20 protein-coding genes and 1 tRNA gene are annotated in these 19,765 nt (G+C 67.0%); 8 read left to right on the forward strand and 13 right to left on the reverse strand.

Annotation, left to right across the window (positions count from 1 at the left end):
• The first annotated feature begins 83 nt into the window (after positions 1-83).
• Positions 84-602: a hypothetical protein gene (locus AB0C27_RS08180; RefSeq protein ID WP_357839635.1), complete on the forward strand. Its 519-nt coding sequence runs from the start codon at positions 84-86 to the stop codon at positions 600-602.
• A 3-nt stretch (positions 603-605) separates the two neighbouring features.
• Here the strand turns inward: AB0C27_RS08180 and AB0C27_RS08185 are convergent, their stop codons facing one another.
• From AB0C27_RS08185 to AB0C27_RS08195, 3 genes are all read right to left on the reverse strand, one after another.
• Positions 606-1,232: a class I SAM-dependent methyltransferase gene (locus tag AB0C27_RS08185; protein ID WP_357839638.1), complete on the reverse strand. Its 627-nt coding sequence runs from the start codon at positions 1,230-1,232 to the stop codon at positions 606-608.
• Positions 1,229-1,417, reverse strand: coding sequence for a hypothetical protein (locus AB0C27_RS08190; RefSeq protein ID WP_357839641.1), 189 nt, complete (start codon positions 1,415-1,417; stop codon positions 1,229-1,231). The genes AB0C27_RS08185 and AB0C27_RS08190 overlap by 4 nt, the downstream gene beginning before the upstream one ends.
• 161 nt (positions 1,418-1,578) lie before the next feature.
• Positions 1,579-2,427, reverse strand: coding sequence for an alpha/beta hydrolase (locus AB0C27_RS08195; RefSeq protein ID WP_357839644.1), 849 nt, complete (start codon positions 2,425-2,427; stop codon positions 1,579-1,581).
• A 78-nt stretch (positions 2,428-2,505) separates the two neighbouring features.
• On the opposite strand from AB0C27_RS08195, the gene AB0C27_RS08200 reads away from it, so the two are divergent.
• Both AB0C27_RS08200 and AB0C27_RS08205 read left to right on the forward strand, forming a co-directional pair.
• A complete protein-coding gene (locus AB0C27_RS08200) occupies positions 2,506-3,090 on the forward strand; it encodes an ABATE domain-containing protein (RefSeq protein ID WP_357839646.1) in 585 nt (194 codons plus the stop codon).
• A 277-nt stretch (positions 3,091-3,367) separates the two neighbouring features.
• Positions 3,368-3,925, forward strand: coding sequence for a hypothetical protein (locus tag AB0C27_RS08205; protein WP_357839649.1), 558 nt, complete (start codon positions 3,368-3,370; stop codon positions 3,923-3,925).
• A 426-nt stretch (positions 3,926-4,351) separates the two neighbouring features.
• On the opposite strand, the gene AB0C27_RS08210 is transcribed toward AB0C27_RS08205, so the two are convergent.
• The 10 genes from AB0C27_RS08210 to dnaA all read right to left on the reverse strand — a co-directional run bounded on the left by AB0C27_RS08210 (position 4,352) and on the right by dnaA (position 16,756).
• Positions 4,352-4,657, reverse strand: coding sequence for a GntR family transcriptional regulator (locus AB0C27_RS08210; protein ID WP_357839652.1), 306 nt, complete (start codon positions 4,655-4,657; stop codon positions 4,352-4,354).
• Between the two features lie 79 nt (positions 4,658-4,736).
• Positions 4,737-4,810 (reverse strand) — tRNA-Ile (locus tag AB0C27_RS08215).
• A 128-nt stretch (positions 4,811-4,938) separates the two neighbouring features.
• Positions 4,939-5,691, reverse strand: a complete 753-nt coding sequence (locus AB0C27_RS08220; protein WP_357839654.1) for a DUF3566 domain-containing protein — start codon at positions 5,689-5,691, stop codon at positions 4,939-4,941.
• A 3-nt stretch (positions 5,692-5,694) separates the two neighbouring features.
• Entirely contained in the window at positions 5,695-8,193 is a 2,499-nt protein-coding gene (gene gyrA, locus AB0C27_RS08225; protein WP_357839657.1) for a DNA gyrase subunit A, read from the reverse strand.
• 21 nt (positions 8,194-8,214) lie between these two features.
• Positions 8,215-10,158, reverse strand: coding sequence for a DNA topoisomerase (ATP-hydrolyzing) subunit B (gyrB, locus tag AB0C27_RS08230; protein WP_357839660.1), 1,944 nt, complete (start codon positions 10,156-10,158; stop codon positions 8,215-8,217).
• 305 nt (positions 10,159-10,463) lie between these two features.
• Entirely contained in the window at positions 10,464-11,111 is a 648-nt protein-coding gene (locus AB0C27_RS08235; RefSeq protein ID WP_357839663.1) for a DciA family protein, read from the reverse strand.
• A complete protein-coding gene (gene recF, locus AB0C27_RS08240) occupies positions 11,101-12,345 on the reverse strand; it encodes a DNA replication/repair protein RecF (RefSeq protein WP_357839666.1) in 1,245 nt (414 codons plus the stop codon). Before recF ends, AB0C27_RS08235 begins: the two co-directional genes overlap by 11 nt.
• 155 nt (positions 12,346-12,500) lie before the next feature.
• A complete protein-coding gene (gene gnd / locus AB0C27_RS08245) occupies positions 12,501-13,445 on the reverse strand; it encodes a phosphogluconate dehydrogenase (NAD(+)-dependent, decarboxylating) (RefSeq protein WP_357839669.1) in 945 nt (314 codons plus the stop codon).
• Between the two features lie 49 nt (positions 13,446-13,494).
• A complete protein-coding gene (gene dnaN, locus AB0C27_RS08250; RefSeq protein WP_357840672.1) occupies positions 13,495-14,634 on the reverse strand; it encodes a DNA polymerase III subunit beta in 1,140 nt (379 codons plus the stop codon).
• Positions 14,635-15,175: 541 nt separating this feature from the next.
• Entirely contained in the window at positions 15,176-16,756 is a 1,581-nt protein-coding gene (gene dnaA / locus AB0C27_RS08255) for a chromosomal replication initiator protein DnaA (protein WP_357839672.1), read from the reverse strand.
• A 446-nt stretch (positions 16,757-17,202) separates the two neighbouring features.
• On the opposite strand from dnaA, the gene rpmH reads away from it, so the two are divergent.
• The 5 genes from rpmH to AB0C27_RS08280 are packed head-to-tail and all read left to right on the forward strand — an operon-like array spanning position 17,203 to position 19,504.
• Positions 17,203-17,340 (forward strand): 50S ribosomal protein L34, encoded by a 138-nt coding sequence (gene rpmH, locus AB0C27_RS08260; RefSeq protein WP_043614899.1) that lies wholly within the window; start codon positions 17,203-17,205, stop codon positions 17,338-17,340.
• 59 nt (positions 17,341-17,399) lie between these two features.
• Positions 17,400-17,762, forward strand: coding sequence for a ribonuclease P protein component (rnpA, locus tag AB0C27_RS08265; RefSeq protein WP_357839675.1), 363 nt, complete (start codon positions 17,400-17,402; stop codon positions 17,760-17,762).
• Positions 17,759-18,040, forward strand: coding sequence for a membrane protein insertion efficiency factor YidD (yidD, locus tag AB0C27_RS08270; RefSeq protein WP_357839678.1), 282 nt, complete (start codon positions 17,759-17,761; stop codon positions 18,038-18,040). Before rnpA ends, yidD begins: the two co-directional genes overlap by 4 nt.
• 4 nt (positions 18,041-18,044) lie before the next feature.
• On the forward strand, positions 18,045-18,995 hold the full coding sequence (gene yidC / locus AB0C27_RS08275; protein ID WP_346109209.1) for a membrane protein insertase YidC: 951 nt from the start codon (positions 18,045-18,047) through the stop codon (positions 18,993-18,995).
• A gap of 20 nt (positions 18,996-19,015) precedes the next feature.
• A complete protein-coding gene (locus AB0C27_RS08280; protein WP_346109300.1) occupies positions 19,016-19,504 on the forward strand; it encodes a R3H domain-containing nucleic acid-binding protein in 489 nt (162 codons plus the stop codon).
• Positions 19,505-19,765 lie beyond the last annotated feature (261 nt).

A 19,765-nucleotide genomic window follows, 5' to 3' on the forward strand; every position in this document is an offset into this window, starting at 1 on the left:
CACCCGAATATCACCCGCCGTCCGCACGTCCCCACCCCCATTCGTGATCTCCATGATGATCGAAACCAGCTACCCTGCCGGACGTGCGGCGATTAACGACTTCCCGGGCAGCCCGGCTCACCCTCGCAGCGGCCTTAGCGACAGCCGTGGCACTCGTGGCGGCACTCCTGGCAGCACGACGCCGCCCCCGAGACACCATCACCCAACCACCGCCCGCCATCCCCATCACCCGCGCCACCCTTGGCCCCGAGCCCTCAGTCGAACGGCCGGCCCCCGTCCCGATCCTCGGCACCCCCACAGCCGCGGACCTCAAGCGCTTCACCCCCAAGCCTTCCGTCCTGGACCGCCCACCGGCCGCGCCCCGCCACCCACGCGAGCCCCTGACGAGGGCGACCCGCCGCCGCCTCACCCGCTGGGCCGTGTTCGCGGGCACCCTGCTCCTCCTGGCCTTGTCCACCCAGGCGCTCGAAAACACGGTCTTCGACAGAGGCCCATCGACGGAGTACGTGGACGAGGTCGTCATCTCGATCCCGGACGGATCGCCGCTACCCGGGGCAGACAGCCGCGAAGACAAGTGGATCTTCCTCGACGTCGGCCCCTGAGCCCTACCGCGGACGACGCAGGGTCAACGACTGGAACCGCGTCTCATCCGCTCCGACAACATGAAAGTCCACGATCTCGAACACCCGCCCGGCGAACTCCTGCAACTCCTCGTCCCCACGGAAGGAGAAGAACCGGGGCGGCTCGTGATCGTCCCCCTCGAAGATCCCCTCTCCGTGCAGGGCGCCGCCGCCGTACACACCGAGGAAGAACAGCCCACCAGGCCGCAGCACCGTACGAACGGTCTCCAGCACCGCCGGCAGATCAGCGTTGGGCACGTGCAGCAGACAGTTGAGCGCGTACGCCGCGTCGAACGACCCCGGCTCGAAGTCGAGCCCCAGGAAATCCATGACGTGAGCGTCGAGGCCCTTCTCCCAGCACAACGCCACCATCACGGGCGACAGATCGACGGCGACGACGTCCAGCCCGCCGTCCCGGAAGAACACACTGTCCTGACCCGTCCCGGCACCGACCTCCAGCAGCCGCCCGCCACCGTCGTCCAGAACCCGGCCCAGGAACGCCTCCCGCTCCGCCAGCTTCCACCGCTGCTTACCCGCGCCGTCCCGACGCTCGGCGCCCCCGTCGTAAGCTGCCCGCAGGGCCCCGATCACCTCGTCATAACGTTCACTCATTTGTCGCGCTGCCCGTAAATGGCAAGAGCGACCGCACCGACCATGAACCCGATGCCGATCAGGGCACAGGAGATCGCGAATCCCGGCTCTCTCGCCACGTTGCCGAAGACCACGCCGAGAATGGCGACGGCGAGCGCGAAAGCACCGGCTAACCACACATAGACAAACAGATCACGATCACTCATGGGCCATCCCCAACATCGAAGCAGTACAAGATCGAAGAAGGCCCAGAATAACCACCCACCACCCGCACGTCCCGCCCCATGCCCGACGAACCGAACAGCGACCGGCACGACCCGCCAGGCCGACGAGCCCACGACGGCCCGGCGGAAATCAGCTCAGGAAGTCAGGCCAAAAAGTCCCGGAGGTGGTCCAGAAGAACCTCCGGCCGCTCCTCAGGAATGAAATGGCCGCATTCCGGGATCTGAGCCCCGGTCACGTCATCGGCGTACTCACGCCAGATCTCCAACGTAGGCAGCCGAGCAGGCAGCCCCACGGACCCCCACAGCGCCAGCACCGGCATCGTCAGCCGCCGGCCGGCGGCGGCGTCCTCGTCGTCCAGCGCGAGGTCCTGCTCGTGAGCGCGGTAGTCGTCGAACCCGGCCCGCAGCGCACCGGGCCTGGAGAACGCCCGCACGTAGGCGTCCACCGCCTCCGGAGTCAGCCCGTCCCGGTTGTAACTCCAACGCTCGAAGAAGTACTCCAAATACCCACGAACATCATTCCCGACCAGCCGCTCAGGCAGGTCCGGCTGCAGGTGGAACAGCCAGTGCCAGTAGCCCGCCGCGACGAACCCGTCCATCCGGCGGAACATCTCACGAGTGGGAACCACGTCGAGCACGGCGAGCCGCTCGACCTGCTCGGGCCGGTCGAGCGCCCAGCGATGCGCGACCCGCGCGCCCCGATCGTGCCCCACCACCGACGCCCGGTCGAAGCCGAGCGACCTCACCAGCCCGGCCATGTCCATCGCCATCCGCCGCTTGTCGTAGCCACTCGCGGGCTTGTCGCTGTGCCCGTACCCACGCAGGTCCGGGGCGACGACCGTGTGATCGGCAGCCAGTCGCCCGAGCACGGGCTCCCAACACAGACTGGTCTGCGGCCACCCATGCAACAGCACCACCAGCGGCCCGGACCCGGCCCGCGTGTAGTGCAGCCGAACACCATCGACAAGGGCCGTACCGGCCTTCACTTCCATGAACGCGCTCCTTCTTCATCTAACCTTTTCATAGGGTTAGAGACGTTAGCACGCGCTTTCGAGACGACAATGGAAGACATGGCACCGACCGACGAGTGGATCCGGGACGGCGGCCGGGTGTGTCTCGACCTGGCGAACACCCTCCGCGACCGCTGGAGCGTGCCCCACGAAACCCTCGTCGACCCCTCAGACCTGACGCGCTGGCTCTACGGCGCCGGCCTGCTGGCAACGGAAGGTCTCCCCAGCCCAAGCGACGCCACACTGCACCAGGCCCGACTCCTGCGAGAGGCCATCGACCGCGCCGTCCTGACCACAGCCGAAGGACGCCTCCCCACCCAGGACGACATCAACCTGATCAACGAAACGGTCGCGGCCGCACCCCGCCCCCTCCTCCAACTCACGATCACCGACGACCACCTCACAACGAGCAGCACCGACACCCCGGTGAACGACGCGACCGCCGCCCTGGGCCTCATCGCCCGCGACGCCATCGACCTCCTGGTCTCTCCAGAAGTGACCCGCGTACGCGTCTGCGCCTCCGACCGCTGCGGCCTGCGCTTCGTGGACCGCTCACAAGGAGGCAGACGCCGCTGGTGCTCGATGAGCCGCTGCGGCAACCGCACCAAGGCCCAACGCCACCACCTCCGCCTCCGCACCCCCTGACACCAACGACAGCGCCGCAGGAACGGAAGACAAGCCGTATCCCTGAAATCCGCACACACAAATCCACAGCGCGAACACACAAAGACCACATGTATGCCGACCGCTATTGTTAGCTCCTGTTTGCTCCAGAGTCAGGACGGCACTCATGGTGGGACCGTCCGCCCGGATCAGCGAATATGTCGAAGGGCCAGGCTTTCCGATCAACTGCTTCAGGCCGATAGTTGGGGGTGCCACTCTTCCCGATCATCGATTCCTGGAAGCAGGGGGAAGCACATTCATGCCCAATTTCGAATGGACCAAAGCCAAGATCGACTCAGAGACCGAAGCCTTGACATCGGCCACGCAGGCAGCGAAAGATCTCCAGGCCCACTGCAACGAGAACGGCTGGAACGAGAGCATCGCCACCACGGCCACCGACTACTACGAGGGTCTTCAGGCACTCCAGGCAAAGCTGTCGCACCTGCGGGGCCTGGTAGAGCAGCAGGAGACCGAAGAGCGCACGGCGATTCCCTACGACGTGCTCGTTCAAATCCGTGACGGCGTCGGACGCATGGCAGCCGCCCAGGAAGAACACACGAAGCGCATAGCCACCATTCACGAGAAGATCGCGGAACATCAGCGGATCGCACACGAACAGATCGCGATAAGTGCGGAAGCCGCCCACCAGGAGAGCGCACGCCTCTTCCAGAACCTGACCGATCTCACCCGTGGCAGCGCAGCGACACCCGAGCCGGAGATTCACTCCACGCCTGTCGTCGAGGAACCCCCGCCTCAGCCGCCCTCTTCGGAGGCAGAAGAGCCGCCGGAGGAACCGAGCTCTTCAAGCAAAAGCTAGGCCGAACCGCCGCTCCCTGCTCCAATGGCTGAAGACGCTCTTCTCGAGGCGAGGCGCAGAGGCCGGCGAAGGCGATCAAGGCTGAGCAGGAGACGCGCCCTGAGCAACGCAGAAGCCCCAGCGCATATGTCCTGACCCTCTCAGAGCACGTCGACGCCAGAGAGGCCCTCAGCGTTTCTGCCCTCACCGAGGACATCGGGGACAGCCCATTTCCGGCTCCACCCCGGTGTCCTACGGCACACCGCCGTCGACTCGTAGGGCGTGATCGCCAGCCGGTGCCAGACTGGGTCACGCACTCAGCAAAAGGGCCACTCTGCGAATACCGGACAGTGGCTTCGTCGTTGGTCAACTAGGTGCACTACCAGGACTTCAGCCTGAGGCATCTTCCTGATCGGATGCTTCAGTCGAAACGCCTGATCTCCACGATCAAGGAACGGACTGCTGCTCCTGGTACTCGCGATCGGCGCGCCCGCGTTCCTGCTCGGGGTGCTGAAGGCGGGTCGGCGAGACGAGACCGGGCGGTGCAAGTTCCCCTTCGAGGTGCGGCAGGCACCCGCTGAGCAGCCTTTCTACGGCATCGTCGTACTCCTCGGCCATGACGCGGTGGGCCGGCAGGCGAGCCCCGGCGGTGAGCGTGCCAGAGCGGATCTTCTCCCGCAGATCATCTGCAACCCGCACATAGGCGTGTGCCCGTTCCGCCACAGCGAACGGTGTGCCGCTCACCGACGTCACTCGGTGAGCGTCAACCCCATAGGCACTCAGAAGATCAAAAAGGCCACTTCCGATTTACGGAAATGGCCTGTGGACTATGTGGGGCTACCAGGACTTGAACCTGGGACCTCTTCCTTATCAGGGAAGCGCTCTAACCGTCTGAGCTATAGCCCCGCTCGCACACCGAACGTTATCGCATTCGCCCCAGTGAGGCGAACCGGTTGTTCGGACGAGAAGAGCTTACCGCGTCCGGCAGGCTGCTCGCGCCGCGCGATCCGTGCGCGCGGCGCGAGCCTCCATGCCTATTCGGCCTCGCTGAACGTCACTTCAACGCCGCCCACCAGGTCGGAGGCGATGTTGTAGATGACCGCGCCCAAGGTGGCCAGGGCCGTGATCAGGACGACGTTCACGGCCCCGATCAGGGCCGTGTAGCCGAGGATGCGTACCGGCTCAAACCACGTGGCGATGTCGATCGGGATCGAGCTCTGGCCCTGCTCGCCCTTTCCGAGCTGGTTGACCAGGTCGACGATGGAGTCGAAGACGCCCAGTGCCGACAGCACGCCGTACAGGACGGCCACGGCCACGAACAGCACCACGAAGCAGACGAGGGAGACCACGAAGCTGAACTTCATGGCCGACCACGGCTCGACGCGGCGCAGGACCAAATGGGCCTTTCGGGGGAGCCGACCCCCCGCGGAGTTGGACGACTTCTTCTTGGGCAGTTCGAGGGCCGGCGGGGCCTCGGTGGCCAGTGACGGACGCAACCGGACGGTCTCGCTGCCCTCCGGCGGCTGCGCCCCACCAGGCCCACCAGGCCCACCAGGCCCACCGGGACCGGACCCGCCGGGACCATTGGGCCCGCCACCGGGCGGAGGACCGGGCTGAGGAGGCGCGGTCTTGCCGGCCTCCTGCCCGGGCAGGGGCCGGCCCTGCGCGGGCGAGGTGTCCTTGCCTTCCTCGACCGGCGTGAATATTTCGGTCTCTGCGGGTTTCTTCGGTTGCTGACCGTTACCCGCAGCCGCCTTTGTCCTGGCGGTGCCACCCTGGGCGCTCATGATTTACTCTCCTCCCCCGTCTTCCTCACTCTCCATCGGAGTCTCCATGGACTCCGCGTTCCGGGCGAGGGCTACCACGCTGTCGCCTTCGGCGAGATTCATCAATCGCACTCCCATGGTCTGGCGGCCGGACTGCTTGATCTCGCCGGCACTCGTCCGGATCACCCCGCCGGCTGACGTGATCGCGAAGACCTCGTCCTCTGGGTTGACCATGACGGCTCCGACCAGCTTGCCACGGGAAGATACGATTTTCGCAGTCAGCACACCCCTACCGCCACGTCCTTGAACCGGATACTGATCCACTGGCGTCCGTTTTGCGTACCCAGCCTTCGTGGCGATAAGCACATCTTGACCGTCGGCGATGCGATTCATGGCCAGAAGTTCGTCACCCTCGAGGAACCTCATGCCGATGACACCGCTGGTCGCCCGCCCCATGGGCCGCAGGGCCTCGTCGGAGGCGGTGAACCGGATCGACTGCGCGCCCTTGGAGACGAGCAGCAGATCGTCGGACTCGGAGACCAGGCGGGCTCCGATGACCTCGTCGTCGTCCCGCAGGTTGATCGCGATCAGACCGCCGGACCTGGGGGAGTCGTACTCGGACAGGCGCGTCTTCTTGACCAGCCCGCTGCGGGTGGCGAGGACGAGATAGGGGGCGACGTTGTAGTCGCGTAGGTCGAGAACCTCCATGACTGTTTCGTCGGGCTGCATGGCGAGAAGGTTCGCCAGATGCATGCCCCGCGCGTCGCGACCCGCGTCGGGCAGCTCGTACGCCTTGACGCGGTAGACCCGGCCCTTGTTCGTGAAGAACAGCAACCAATGGTGCGTCGTGGTGACGAAGAAGTGGTCGACGATGTCGTCCTGGCGCAGTTGCGCGCCGCGCACGCCCTTGCCGCCGCGCTTCTGCGCCCGGTAGAGGTCGGTCCGGGTGCGCTTGGCGTAGCCGCCCCTGGTGATCGTGACGACGATCTCTTCCTCGGCGATGAGGTCCTCGATCGACATGTCGCCGTCGTACGCGATGATCTCGGTCTTGCGCTCGTCGCCGTAGCGGCCGACGATCTCGGCGAGCTCGTCGTTGACGATCTCCCGCTGGCGGCTCTCACTGGCCAGGATCGCGTTGTACTCGGCGATCTGGGTCATCAGCGCGTCGTGCTCGTCCTGGATGGCCTGCCGCTCCAGGGCGGCCAGCTTGCGCAGCTGCATGTCGAGGATGGCCTGCGCCTGGATCTCGTCGATGTCCAGCAGCCCCATCAGGCCCTGCTGGGCGTGCGAGGCGGACTCGGAGGCCCGGATCAGGGCGATGACCTCGTCGAGCCGCTCCAGGGCCTTCAGCAGGCCGCTCAGGACGTGGGCCCGCTCCTCGGCCTTGCGCAGCAGGTAGCGGGTCCTGCGGACGATGACCTCGATCTGGTGCGCCACGTAGTGGCGGATGAACTGGTCGAGCCGCAGGGTCCGCGGCACGCCGTCCACCAGCGCCAGCATGTTGGCGCCGAAGGTGTCCTGGAGCTGGGTGTGCTTGTAGAGGTTGTTGAGGACGACCTTGGCGACCGCGTCGCGCTTGAGCACGATGACCAGGCGCTGCCCGACCCGCGACGAGCTCTCGTCGCGGACGTCGGCGATGCCGGTCAGCTTGCCCTCGCGCACCAGCTCGGCGATCTTCAGCGCGAGGTTGTCGGGATTGACCTGGTACGGGAGCTCGGTGACGACCAGAGCCTGCCGGCCCTTGTCCTCCTCGACCTCGACCACGGCCCGCATGGTGATCGAGCCGCGCCCGGTGCGGTAGGCGTCCTCGATCCCGCGCCGGCCCACGATGAGCGCCTTGGTCGGGAAGTCGGGCCCCTTGACCAGCCTCATGGCCGCTTCGAGCAGCTCTTCCTCGCTGGCCTCCGGGTTTTCCAGGGCCCACTTGACCGCGCTGGCGACCTCGCGCAGGTTGTGCGGCGGGATGTTGGTGGCCATGCCGACGGCGATGCCGCCCGAGCCGTTGACCAGCAGCTGCGGGATGCGCGCCGGCAGGACGTCGGGCTCCTGCGACTTGCCGTCGTAGTTGGGGCGGAAGTCGACGGTCTCCTTGTCGATGTCCCGCAGCATCTCCATGGCGATGGGCGCGAGCTTGCACTCGGTGTAGCGCATCGCCGCCGCCGGGTCGTTGCCGGGCGAGCCGAAGTTGCCCTGCCCGTCGACCAGCGGATATCGCAGCGACCACGACTGCGCCAGGCGGACCAGCGCGTCGTAGATCGAGGTGTCGCCGTGTGGGTGGTAGGTGCCCATCACGTCGCCGACGACGCGGGCGCACTTGAAGTAGCCGCGGTCGGGACGGTAGCCACCGTCGTACATCGCGTAGAGCACCCGCCGGTGCACCGGTTTGAGCCCGTCGCGCACGTCAGGCAGCGCCCTGGACACGATGACGGACATCGCGTAGTCCATGTAACTGCGCTGCATCTCGGACTGGATGTCCACAGGCTCGATGCGGTCAGCCGGGGGAGTGGTGTTCACGTCCGTCACAGGTAAAGGTCCTTCTTGTGGCTAAACGTCGAGGAAGCGCACGTCGCGCGCGTTGCGGATGATGAAGTCGCGCCGCGCCTCCACGTCTTCCCCCATCAGCACGCTGAACAGGTCGTCGGCCTGGGCCGCGTCGTCGAGCGTGACCAGGCGCAGCAGCCGGGTCTCCGGGTTCATCGTGGTCTCCCAGAGCTGGCCGGCGTTCATCTCGCCCAGTCCCTTGAAGCGCTGTACGTTGTCGCGGGGCCGCGGGTCGGGCTTGCCGTTGGCGATGCCTTCGGCGATGACCGCATCGCGTTCGCTGTCGGAGTAGGCGTAGGAGGCGTCCTCGCCCTTCCGGTCCCACTTGATCTTGTACAGCGGCGGGCACGACAGGTAGACGTGACCTGCCTCGATCAGCGGTCTCATGAACCTGAACAGCAGCGTCAGCAGCAGCGTGTTGATGTGCTGGCCGTCGACGTCGGCGTCGGCCATGAGGATGACCTTGTGATAGCGCAGCTTGGTGATGTCGAACTCGTCGTGCACACCGGTGCCCAGGGCGGTGATCAGCGCCTGGACCTCGTTGTTCTTCAGGACCTTGTCGATCCGCGCCTTCTCGACGTTGAGGATCTTGCCGCGGATGGGCAGGATCGCCTGGAAACGCGAGTCGCGGCCGCCCTTGGCCGAGCCGCCGGCCGAGTCGCCCTCGACGATGAACAGCTCGCACTTCTCCGGGTCGTTCCACTGGCAGTCGGCCAGCTTGCCCGGCAGCCCGCTGCCCGCTTCGAGCAGCGACTTGCGCCTGGTCAGGTCGCGCGCCTGGCGGGCCGCGATGCGGGCGCGTGAGGCCTGCAAGGACTTGTTGATGATGTCCTTGGCCTCGCCGGGGTTGCGCTCGAACCAGTCACGCAGGTGGTCGTTGCAGGCCTTCTGGACGAACGACTTCGCCTCGGTGTTGCCGAGCTTGGTCTTGGTCTGCCCCTCGAACTGCGGGTCGGACAGCTTGACCGAGATGATCGCGGTCAGCCCCTCGCGGACGTCCTCGCCGGAGAGGTTGTCGTCCTTGCCCTCCTTGAGGAACTTCTGCTCGCGCGCGTAGCGGTTGACGATGGACGTCAGCGCCGCGCGGAAGCCCTCCTCGTGGGTGCCGCCCTCGGCGGTGTTGATGACGTTGGCGAAGCTGTAGACCGACTCCGAGTAGGAGTTGTTCCACTGCATGGCGATATCGACCGCGAGGCCGTCGCTCTCCTCCTCGAAGGAGATGATCGACGCGTGCGCCGGCTCCTTCTTGGCGTTGAGGTGCTGCACGAAGTCGGCCAGGCCGCCCTCGTAGTGGTAGGAGACGGAGTGCGGCTCGCCGTTGATGTGGTCGGGGCGCTCGTCGACCAGCGAGATCGTCAGGCCCTTGTTGAGGAAGGCCATCTCCTGGAAGCGTCGCGAAAGCGTCTCGTAGTTCCAGGTGGTGGTCTCGAAGACGTCGGGGTCGGGCCAGAACGTGATCGTGGTGCCGGTCTCGTCGGTCTCCTCGCCCTTGGCCAGGGGGGCCGTGGGCTTGGACATCTCGTAGCGCTGGCGCCAGTAGTGGCCCTTCTGCTTGACCTCCACCTCCATGGCGGTGGACAGCGCGTTGACGACGGCCGAGCCGACGCCGTGCAGGCCGCCGGAGACCGCGTACGACTGGCTGTCGAACTTGCCGCCCGCGTGCAGCGTGGTCAGCACCACCTCGACCGCGGAGATCTTCTCCACCGGGTGGATGCCGGTGGGGATGCCTCGGCCGTCGTCGACCACGCGGACGCCGTTGTCGGCGAGCAGTGTGACGTCGATCTTGGTCGCGTAACCTGCCAGGGCCTCGTCCACCGCGTTGTCCACGATCTCTTGGACGAGATGGTGAAGGCCGCGCTCGCCGGTGGAGCCGATATACATACCCGGGCGCTTGCGAACCGCCTCAAGCCCCTCGAGTACGGTGATTGAGCTAGCGTCGTAGGACAACTGCGAAATCCTCCTGCCGCGGACACGCGGCTGGGTAGGCGTTCAACGTTCGAAAGCTGCCCCTGCCGTGCCCGTCACCGTCGTGAGTGCCCCGATGCGCGGTCACCCGGGGGAGTCGGCTTGCTGCCGGGGTGACACGCAAGCGGACGTGTCCGGAATCCTTTTTCATTCTACCGCTTCCGGAGGGTCAAGGTGGCAATGAACGCGCCTGTGATGCCCTCTAGCTCGTTTTGCCCCCTGCCGAGCATCCCCCCTCCGGAAAGGGGGCTTATCGCGTCTGCGGCGGTCTGATCGCCCTTGACAGGCTAGCCGTAGGTGTCGCCGGGACCCCGGCTTCCGGTCACCCGCAACCCGCCTGACGGCCGGGGCGCGTTCTGCGGGCCTCTGACCTTGACCTTCGTCACGGTGCCGTCGCCGAGCTCCTCGTTGAGCCTGCGCACGAGGGTGCGCGCGAGCAGCCGCACCTGCGTCGCCCAGGCCGTCGAGTCGGCCGCGATCAGCACCTCGCCGTCGTCGAAGGACTCGGGTCTGGTGTGCATGGCCAGGTCAGGGCCGACGATGGTGGCCCACCGGCCGAACACCGCGCCGACCGCCGCCGAGCGCTCCCAGCCGCGGTCGGCCAGCAGGTCGGCGATGGCGCGGCCGAAGAGCTGGGGATCGCCGCTGTCTCTGCGCGGCCCCGTCGCCTTGCGTCTGGGCTCGCGCCGGGGGAGCTGACCGCGTTTGGCGGCGTCGGCCTTGGCCTGGGCCAGCTTCTCCCGCGCCAGCGCCACGCCCCTGGCCGCCGTGCCGTTGTCCCCAGCCTGTGGACGACCGGCCCCGGATCCGGCGGCTCCGTTCCCGACAGCTCCGTCACTAACGGCCCCGGATCCGCTCGTGCCGCCTGCGGCGCCGCCCGCGTCGGCGCCCGCCTGCGGGCCGGCGCCGACGCCGGGCTTGTCGTCATCGGACACGGGTCACGCTCCCTTCCGCGACGTCGTACCTGCCTCCCACCAGCTCCCCCGGCACGTCGTCCGCCACGGCCGCGGTGATCAGCACCTGCTCGGCCGGCGCGACGATCTCGGCCAGCCGGCGCCGCCGCTGGCTGTCGAGCTCGGCGAACACGTCGTCGAGGATCAGCACGGGGTCTCCGCCGTCGGCCCGCAGCAGGTCGTAGGCGGCCAGCCGGAGCGCCAGCGCGAACGACCACGACTCGCCGTGGCTGGCATAGCCCCTGGCGGGCAGGTCGCCGAGGCCGAGGATCAGGTCGTCGCGGTGCGGCCCGACGAGGGTGACGCCTCGGTCGAGCTCCGACTGGCGGACCTCCAATAGCCGCTCCCGCAGACGTTCTTCAAGGGTTTTCCCCAAGTCTGTGGATAACGTCTGTGTATCGAAAGATCCCCGCTCACCGGGGACTTCGCCCTCCTGATCACCCTCAGCCTGGTCCCCACCTGTGGACAACGTGCTGCGGTAGGCGAGGGTCGCCGGAGCGCTCGACGGGGCCAGCGCGGCATAGGACCCGGCCACCAGCGGACGCAGCGCCTCGATGAGCTCAAGGCGGGCCCGCAGCAACTCGGCGCCGTACCGGGCGAGGTGGGCGTCCCAGACCTCCAGAGTGCTCAGCACGTCGCCCGCGCCCGCCGCCGCGAACCCGCTGTCGCCCTCCTGCCGCCGGGCGCTCCTGCTGCCCCTGCGGGCCTGCGCGGCCGTGCGCAGCAGGGCGCCGCGCTGCTTCAGCACGCGGTCGTAGTCGGCGCGGACCCCGGCGAACCTCGGGGCCCTGGCCACCAGCAGGTCGTCGAGGAAGCGGCGGCGCTCGGACGGGTCGCCCTTGGACAACGCCAGGTCCTCGGGGGCGAACAGGACGGTGCGCAGCAGGCCGATGGCGTCGCGGGCCCTGGACACGGGGGAGCGGTTGAGCCGGGCGCGGTTGGCCCGGCCCGGGTTGATCTCCAGCTCGATGAGCGCCCGCCGGTCGTCCCGCTGGACGGCACAGCGCACGATCGCCCTGGCGGCGCCCTGCCGTACGAGCGGCGCGTCGCCCGCCACCCGGTGACTGGAGTGCGTCGCGACGTAGCCGAGGGCCTCGACCAGGTTGGTCTTGCCCTGGCCGTTGGGCCCCACGAAGGCCGTGACGCCCGGCTCCAGGCCGAGCTCCACGGACGCGTAGGACCGGAAGTCGGTCAGCGAGAGGTGGGCGACATGCACCCCACGAAGGTTAGTGGGCCTCGCGGGTCACCGGGGTCACCGGCATGCGTTCTTGTGGAAAACCCTGGCCGTTGTGGAAAACCTCGCTGTCGGAAGCCGGCGGCGCGGGGTTCCGGACCGGAGAGCGGCCGGAACGGTCAGGACGGCCCGCACGGTCAGCGCTCGGCCTCGCGCGGCGGTTTCACGTCGGCGCCGGGGGAGTCCGCGCCCTTCTCGGTGCCGCCCTCGGCCGAGGTGATGGCGTGGCCGCCGAACTGGTTGCGCAACGCCGCCACGACCTTCATCGCGGGGGAGTCGTCCTGCCGCGAGGCGAACCTGGCGTAGAGCGCGGCGGTGATCACGGGCAGCGGGACCGCGTGGTCGACCGCGGCCTGCACCGTCCACCGGCCCTCGCCGGAGTCTTGGGCGTAGCCGCGCAGCTGTTCGAGGTGCTCGTCGTCGTCGAGCGCCCGGACCATCAGGTCGAGCAGCCAGGAGCGGATCACGGTGCCGGTGCGCCAGCTGCTGAAGGAGCCCCTGACGTCCTTCACCACGTCGGAGGCTTCGAGCAGCTCCCAGCCTTCGGCGAAGGCCTGCATCATGCCGTATTCGATGCCATTGTGGACCATCTTCGCGAAGTGCCCCGCGCCGACGTCGCCGGCGTGGACGAAACCGTCCTCGCCCTCAGGCTTGAGCGTGTTGAAGATCGGCATGAGGCGGTCGACGTCGGGCTTGTCGCCGCCGCACATGAGCGCGTAGCCGTTCTGCAGGCCCCAGACGCCGCCGCTCACGCCGCAGTCGACGAAGCCGATGCCCTTCTTGGACAGCTCGGCGGCGTGCTTCTGGTCATCCACATAGTGGGAGTTTCCGCCGTCGACCACGAGGTCGCCCTCGCTGAGGAGTTCGCCGAGATCGTCGATGGTGCTCTGGGTGGCCTTGCCCGCCGGGACCATGACCCAGACCGCACGCGGCGTCTCGAGGCGCCCGGCCAGCTCCTTGAGGCTGCCGACGTCGCTGACCGCCGGGTCGCGATCGTAGCCGATCACCTCGTGACCGCCGCGGCGCAGCCTCTCGGCCATGTTGCCGCCCATCTTGCCCAGTCCCACCATGCCGATCTGCATGACTGTCCTCTACCCCCTTGTCAGGCTTCCATCATTCCCGACGACCGGTTCAGCCTGACAGGCGGATGGGCATGATCAGATAACGGTAGTCCGTGGTGGCTTGGTCCTCCACAGGCTTGCCACCGGTGAGGATAGCGGGCTTCGTGGACGTGGTCATCTGCAGCCGCGCGACGTCGGAGTCGATGGCCCCGAGACCTTCCAGCAGGAACTGGTGGTTGAAGGCGATGTTCATCTCATCTCCCTCGTAATCCACCGGAAGCGCCTCGACGGCCTGCGCCTCGTCGCCGCTGCCGGCCTCCAGCACGACCTCGCCGCTCTTGAACGCCAGCCGTACGGGGGTGTTGCGCTCGGCGACCAGGGCCACGCGCTTGACCGCCTCGACGAACGGGCCTGTGGACAGGTCGGCCCGGGCGGAGAACTCGGTCGGCAGCAGCGAGCGGTACTTCGGGAACTCGGGGTCGAGCAGGCGCGTCGTCGTACGGCGTCCGGCGCTGGAGAAGCCGATCATGCCCTCGCCGGTGCCTCCTGCGGAGCTCAGTGCGATCTCGACCTCCGCGCCGGTCGCGCCGAGCGCCTTGGCCGTGTCGGCGAGGGTCTTGCCGGGGATCATCGCGATGGCGGAGAAGTCGGGCTGGTCCGGCTGCCACTTGAGCTCGCGCACGGCCAGGCGGTAGCGGTCGGTCGCGGCGAGGGTCACCGTGTCGCCCTCGATCTCCATCCGTACGCCGGTGAGCATCGGCAGCGTGTCGTCGCGGCCCGCGGCGACGGCGACCTGACCGACGGCGGAGGCGAACACGTCGCTGCCGACGCGGCCGGCGGCCGGGGGCATGGCCGGCAGGGACGGGTAGTCCTCCACAGGCATGGTCAGCAGGGTGAAGCGGGCGCTGCCGCACGTGACGACGGCCTTGGCTCCGTCCACCACGAAGTCCACAGGCTGTGCGGGAAGGGCGCGGGTGATCTCGGCGAGCAGCTTGCCCGAGACCAGCACGACGCCCGGCTCGCCCGTGTGGACCTCCAGCGTCACCTCGGCGGAGACCTCGTAGTCGAATCCGGAGAGCTTGAGCTGAGTCCCCTCCGTGACCTCCAGGCGCATGCCGGCGAGAACGGGCACCGACGGACGCGCCGGGAGGCTGCGTGCCGTCCATGCCACCGCCTCAGCGAGGACGTCTCGCTCGATTCGGAACATCACGGTCATCAGCCTCCTGGGTCGTCGTTGATTCAAGGATCTCAAGGATCCACCCTCCCGGACTCGCGCTCCGGGAGAACCCCTCTATGGGTCTTTGAGTTTCCTAGTTAGAGATATAGAGGTCATCACACTAGGGGCTGTGGGAACTGTGGACAACCGGCGTCTTGGCTGGTCAGCGGCCATATTTTCATCCACTGGGGATGTGGGTGACGCCTGGGGAGAACTTCCGCGCCTGGGGATGACGATTCTTCGCCCACAGGCCGTCCCCAGATCATGGTGCCTTCATCCACCGTCAGACCGGGGTTATCCACGAGGTTTCCACAGGTTGTCCACGGGGTAAAACGGGCCCTTCTGGAGCCCCAGATCCGTTGTTCACAGTCTGTCCACACACTGTCCACTGGTAGTCCCCAGGTTCTCCCCAGGATGTCCCCACCCTTGTCCCCAACCAATGTGGACGGATTTTTCCCACCATTGCCGGGCGAACGGCGAGTGAATTTTTGCGTTTGCGCTGGTCCACAGCGTTTTCCACAGGCTGTGTATGAACTCAAGATCCACGCTGTGTCTGCTTGATCCGCATTGTCAGCTCGTTGACCTGGTTGTACATCGACCTGCGCTCCGCGATCAGCGAGCGGATCTTGCGCTCGGCGTGCATCACGGTGGTGTGGTCGCGGCCGCCGAACTGCTGGCCGATCTTCGGCAGCGACAGCTCGGTCAGCTCGCGGGCGAGGTACATCGCGATCTGCCTGGCGTTGACGAGCGCCCTGCTGCGGGAGGTGCCGCACAGGTCGTCGATGCTGATGCCGAAGTATTGAGCGGTCTGGTTCATGATCGCCGCGATGGTGATCTCGGTGTCGGACTCCGAGGTGATGAGGTCTTTCAGCACCACCTCGGCCAGCTGCAGGTCGACGCCCTGCCGGTTGAGGCTGGCGAACGCGGTGACCCTGATCAGCGCGCCCTCCAGCTCACGGATGTTGGTGGAGATGCGGCTGGCGATGTATTCGAGCACCTCGGGCGGCGCGGCCAGGCCCTCCTGGATGGCCTTCTTGCGCAGGATGGCGATCCGGGTCTCCAGCTCGGGCGGCTGGACGTCGGTGATCAGGCCCCACTCGAACCGGTTGCGCAGCCGGTCCTCCAGCGTGATGAGCTGCTTGGGCGCCCGGTCGCTGGAGATGACGATCTGCTTGTTGGCGTTGTGCAGCGTGTTGAAGGTGTGGAAGAACTCCTCCTGCGTCTGCTCCTTGCCCTCCAGGAACTGGATGTCGTCCACGAGCAGGATGTCGATCGCCCGGTAGCGGCCGCGGAAGCCGTCGGCCTTGTGGTCGCGGATGCTGTTGATGAAGTCGTTGGTGAACTCCTCGGAGCTCACGTATCTGACCCGGGCGCCGTCGTACAGGCTCTGGGCGTAATGCCCGATGGCGTGCAGCAGGTGCGTCTTGCCCAGCCCGGAGTCTCCATAGATGAACAGCGGGTTGTACGCCTTCGCCGGCGACTCGGCCACCGCCACCGCCGCCGCGTGCGCGAAGCGATTGCTGGCACCAATGACGAATGTCTCAAATGTGTACTTTTGATTGAGCCTGGCCGGTTCGCTGGGCTTGTTGCTCTTCGCCTCCCACCGATTGGGCGCCGGTTCCGGCGTCTTCTCCACAGGCGGTGTGTACGGCTGCGCCTGTTCAAAAGAGAAGCCCTGCTGTGGATATTCGGTGGATATCTGCGGCGGCTCGGGCTGTGGAGAATAGAACTGAGGGGGCTCGGAAGCCTGGTTGTGCTGCGGTTGCGCAGGCTGTGCATAACGCAGCTGACTCTCCACACCCTGGGGATAACTCTGAGTCACAGGCTGTTGATGAGAGTCGACCGTCGGCTGTTCGGGGGCCGTGGTGTCGATCATCACGGCCAGGCGCATGGTCCGGCCGAGCTCCTGGGAGAGCGCGTGCGCGACCAGCGGGCGCAGTTTGCCCTCGATGAGGTCCTTGAGGAAGTCGTTGGGGACGCCGAGCACGATCGTGTCGTTGGCCAGGGCGATCGGACGCACCATCGACAGCCAGGTGCGCTGCTGGATGGGCACGTTCTCGTTGAGGAAGTTGCTCAGGGCGCTCGCCCATACCGTGCCGAGGTCGACACCGTTCATGGTGCGGTTCCCCTCCTCCATCTCGCGGCCCCCCGCGATCGTTTATCCACATGGCACGACCGCCCGCTGATGATCGACGGCCCTTCGTCCACACGTGGCGGCCGGGCATCCCGCCCACGCTCTCCACAGGAGATCCACAGACTGTCCACAGCGCTTGAGCGGGCCTGGAAGGGCCGACAGTATCCATGTGCACAGCTGTGTTCAAGACGTTGTCCACAGCCTAGTGGTAGCTGGGTACACATACTGTGGACGTGGGGCCGGCGGTGGACAAGTGGCCTGTGGATTAGTGGATAACCGGTCCGGTTTGACCTGGACGGTGCTTGCCCCGTAACGTACGACGGTCGGCTTGTCACGCGACGGCTATTTGCCGTGCCCTCGCTTCCTTGGCAGGCCATCCATGAGTGTTAGGCGCCTTCGTGGCGCACCATCAAGCCTGGAGCCCACCCGTGAGCAAGCGTACTTTCCAGCCGAACAACCGTCGCCGCGCGAAGACCCACGGCTTCCGGCTGCGGATGCGCACCCGGGCCGGTCGCGCCATCCTCGCCGCTCGCCGCCGTAAGGGCCGCGAGAAGCTGTCGGCCTGATCGTCCCTCGCGTTAGCAGCCCGCCGGTGCCTCATACCGGCGGGCGTTAGACGTATACGGTGCTGTCCCGTCAATCCCGCATGCGCCGCGGGGAGGAGTTCGATGCGGCGGTCAAGCGCGGCAAACGCGCCGGCCGCCCGACTCTCGTGGTGCATTTCACCATTTCCGGGGAAGAGCCACCCCGGGTCGGTTTCGTCGTGAGCAAGGCCGTCGGTGGCGCAGTGACCCGGAACAAGGTCAAGCGGCGGCTTCGACACCTCATGCGGGACCGTCTCGACGCGCTGCCACGAGGTAGCCTGCTTGTGGTACGCGCCAATCCACCGGCCGCGTCCGCGGGATTCGAGCAACTGGCCGCCGAACTCGATCTCGCGCTGGCTCGTTTGCTCAGGCGGCGCGAGTCCTCGACGGGTGGACAGAGATGACGGAGCAACCGCAAGGGGCGGCGCCGGGCCTGGCGGCCCGGGCGCTGATCGTCCCCATCCGGTTCTATCGGGCGTTCATCAGCCCCATGCTCGGTCCACGCTGCCGGTTCTACCCGTCCTGCAGCGCGTACGGACTCGAAGCGATCGCCGTACATGGAGCATTGCGCGGCATTTGGCTGACTGTCCGGCGCATCGGGCGGTGCCACCCATTCCATCCCGGAGGTATTGACCCGGTGCCCCCACGCCCGGTCCGGTCCCACGAAACGCAAGGGAGATAGCTCGGTGGAGCTGTCCTGGCTGAGCTGGCTGTACCAAGCCGTAGCCCAAGTCATCATCTGGATCCATACTGCATACAGCACGGTCCTCAACCCGGACAGCGGGCTGACCTGGGCGTTGACGATCATCACGCTGACCGTGTTCATGCGGATCCTGATCTTCCCGCTCTTTCTGAAGCAGATGCGCTCGTCGCGGAAGATGCAGGAACTCGCCCCCAAGGTTCAGGAGCTGCGCAAGCGTTACAAGAACGACAAGCAGCGGATGAACCAGGAGGTCATGGCGCTCTACCAGGGCGCCGGCGCCAACCCGCTCGGCGGCTGCCTCCCGGTCGTGGCCCAGTTCCCGATCTTCATCTCCATGTTCACCGTGCTGCACAACATGGCCGACGGGCACGCCAAGTACGGGATGACGCAGGAGCTGGTCGACAGCGCCCGGGCGGCGCACATCTTCGGCGCGCCGCTGCCCGCCAACTTCTTCATGTCGGAGGCGCAGCTCCAGACGTTCGGGGCCGGCAACATCCAGACCAAGATCGTCCTGGGGATCTTCGTCGCGGTCAGCTCGCTGACCACGTTCCTCACCGTCCGGCAGAGCGTCACCCGCTCCATGGCGCAGATGCCGGACAACCCCATGGCGCAGCAGCAGAAGATCCTCATGTACATCTCGCCGCTGTTCGCCTTCTTCAGCCTGAACTTCCCCCTCGGTCTGATCATGTACTGGGTCACCACCAACCTGTGGACGCTCGGTCAGCAGCACTGGTTCTACAGCCGCCACCCGATGCCGCAGTACGACGCCAAGGGCAACGTGATCCCGGTCGAGCCGAAGGCCGGTCTGATCGCCAAGCTCCGCAAGACCACTCCGGAAGAACAGGCCCCTCCGCCCCCTCCGGAGCCTAAGATCATCAGACAGCAGCCGAGCAGGCAGAGCCGCAGCAAGCGCACCGGCAGCAAGAAGTCGTGAACACGAAGGAGAGGCCGGCCATGACCGAGGCCGAGCAGGAGAAGGCTCCTGATCTCAATGCGCTGGAGCAGGAAGGCGAAATCGCTGCCGACTACGTCGAAGGGCTTCTCGACATCGCCGACATCGACGGCGACATCGACATGGACGTCGAAGGCGATCGCGCCCTGGTCTCCGTCGTCGGGCTGAAAGGCACGGAGCTGGTTGGGCCCGCCGGAGAGGTCCTCGAGGCGCTGCAGGAGCTGACCCGTCTGGCCGTGCACCGGCAGACGGGGGAGCGCTCTCGGCTGATGCTCGACGTGGCGGGCTACCGCGAGCGGCGCCGGGCCGAGCTCACCAAGCTCGGCACCGAGATCGCCAACCAGGTCAAGGAGCGCGGCGAGCCCAAGTCGCTGCAGCCGATGACCCCGTTCGAGCGCAAGATCGTCCACGACGCGGTGGCCGCCGCCGGGCTCCGCAGCGAGTCCGAAGGCGAGGAGCCGCAGCGGTACGTGGTGGTCTTGCCCGCCTGAGGCGCGTCCCGCCATCCGATCCGGCCGTCTGCCCGCCGTCGCGCGCGGCAGACGGCCGTTTCGCGTTCCTGCCCTTCTGTTTTGGTACGTAGCCTTTGTCCCGGTACGGAGGAGCGGCCGGCAGTCGGCGCCGCGGATCACCCACTCGGGAAGCCGCTCAGATCGGGTGTCCACCCTCAGCGGGGCCGGTCGCACACCGGAGGGTCGGCAGCACCGAGGAGCTCACCCGGACCGAGGGGTCGGCCGCACCTGGAAGGGGTA

This window comes from Nonomuraea sp. NPDC048882, from assembly GCF_040649755.1.
GTDB lineage: Bacteria > Actinomycetota > Actinomycetes > Streptosporangiales > Streptosporangiaceae > Nonomuraea > Nonomuraea maheshkhaliensis.

Coding starts and splice junctions, on each gene's coding strand:
- AB0C27_RS08195 (WP_357839644.1), bottom strand. CDS start 2,427: ATGGAAGTGAAGGCCGGTACGGCCCTTGTCGATGGTGTTCGGCTGCAC.
- AB0C27_RS08205 (WP_357839649.1), top strand. CDS start 3,368: ATGCCCAATTTCGAATGGACCAAAGCCAAGATCGACTCAGAGACCGAA.
- AB0C27_RS08220 (WP_357839654.1), bottom strand. CDS start 5,691: ATGAGCGCCCAGGGTGGCACCGCCAGGACAAAGGCGGCTGCGGGTAAC.
- gnd (WP_357839669.1), bottom strand. CDS start 13,445: ATGCAGATCGGCATGGTGGGACTGGGCAAGATGGGCGGCAACATGGCC.
- AB0C27_RS08200 (WP_357839646.1), top strand. CDS start 2,506: ATGGCACCGACCGACGAGTGGATCCGGGACGGCGGCCGGGTGTGTCTC.
- dnaA (WP_357839672.1), bottom strand. CDS start 16,756: ATGAACGGTGTCGACCTCGGCACGGTATGGGCGAGCGCCCTGAGCAAC.
- AB0C27_RS08190 (WP_357839641.1), bottom strand. CDS start 1,417: ATGAGTGATCGTGATCTGTTTGTCTATGTGTGGTTAGCCGGTGCTTTC.
- yidD (WP_357839678.1), top strand. CDS start 17,759: ATGACGGAGCAACCGCAAGGGGCGGCGCCGGGCCTGGCGGCCCGGGCG.
- AB0C27_RS08280 (WP_346109300.1), top strand. CDS start 19,016: ATGACCGAGGCCGAGCAGGAGAAGGCTCCTGATCTCAATGCGCTGGAG.
- AB0C27_RS08185 (WP_357839638.1), bottom strand. CDS start 1,232: ATGAGTGAACGTTATGACGAGGTGATCGGGGCCCTGCGGGCAGCTTAC.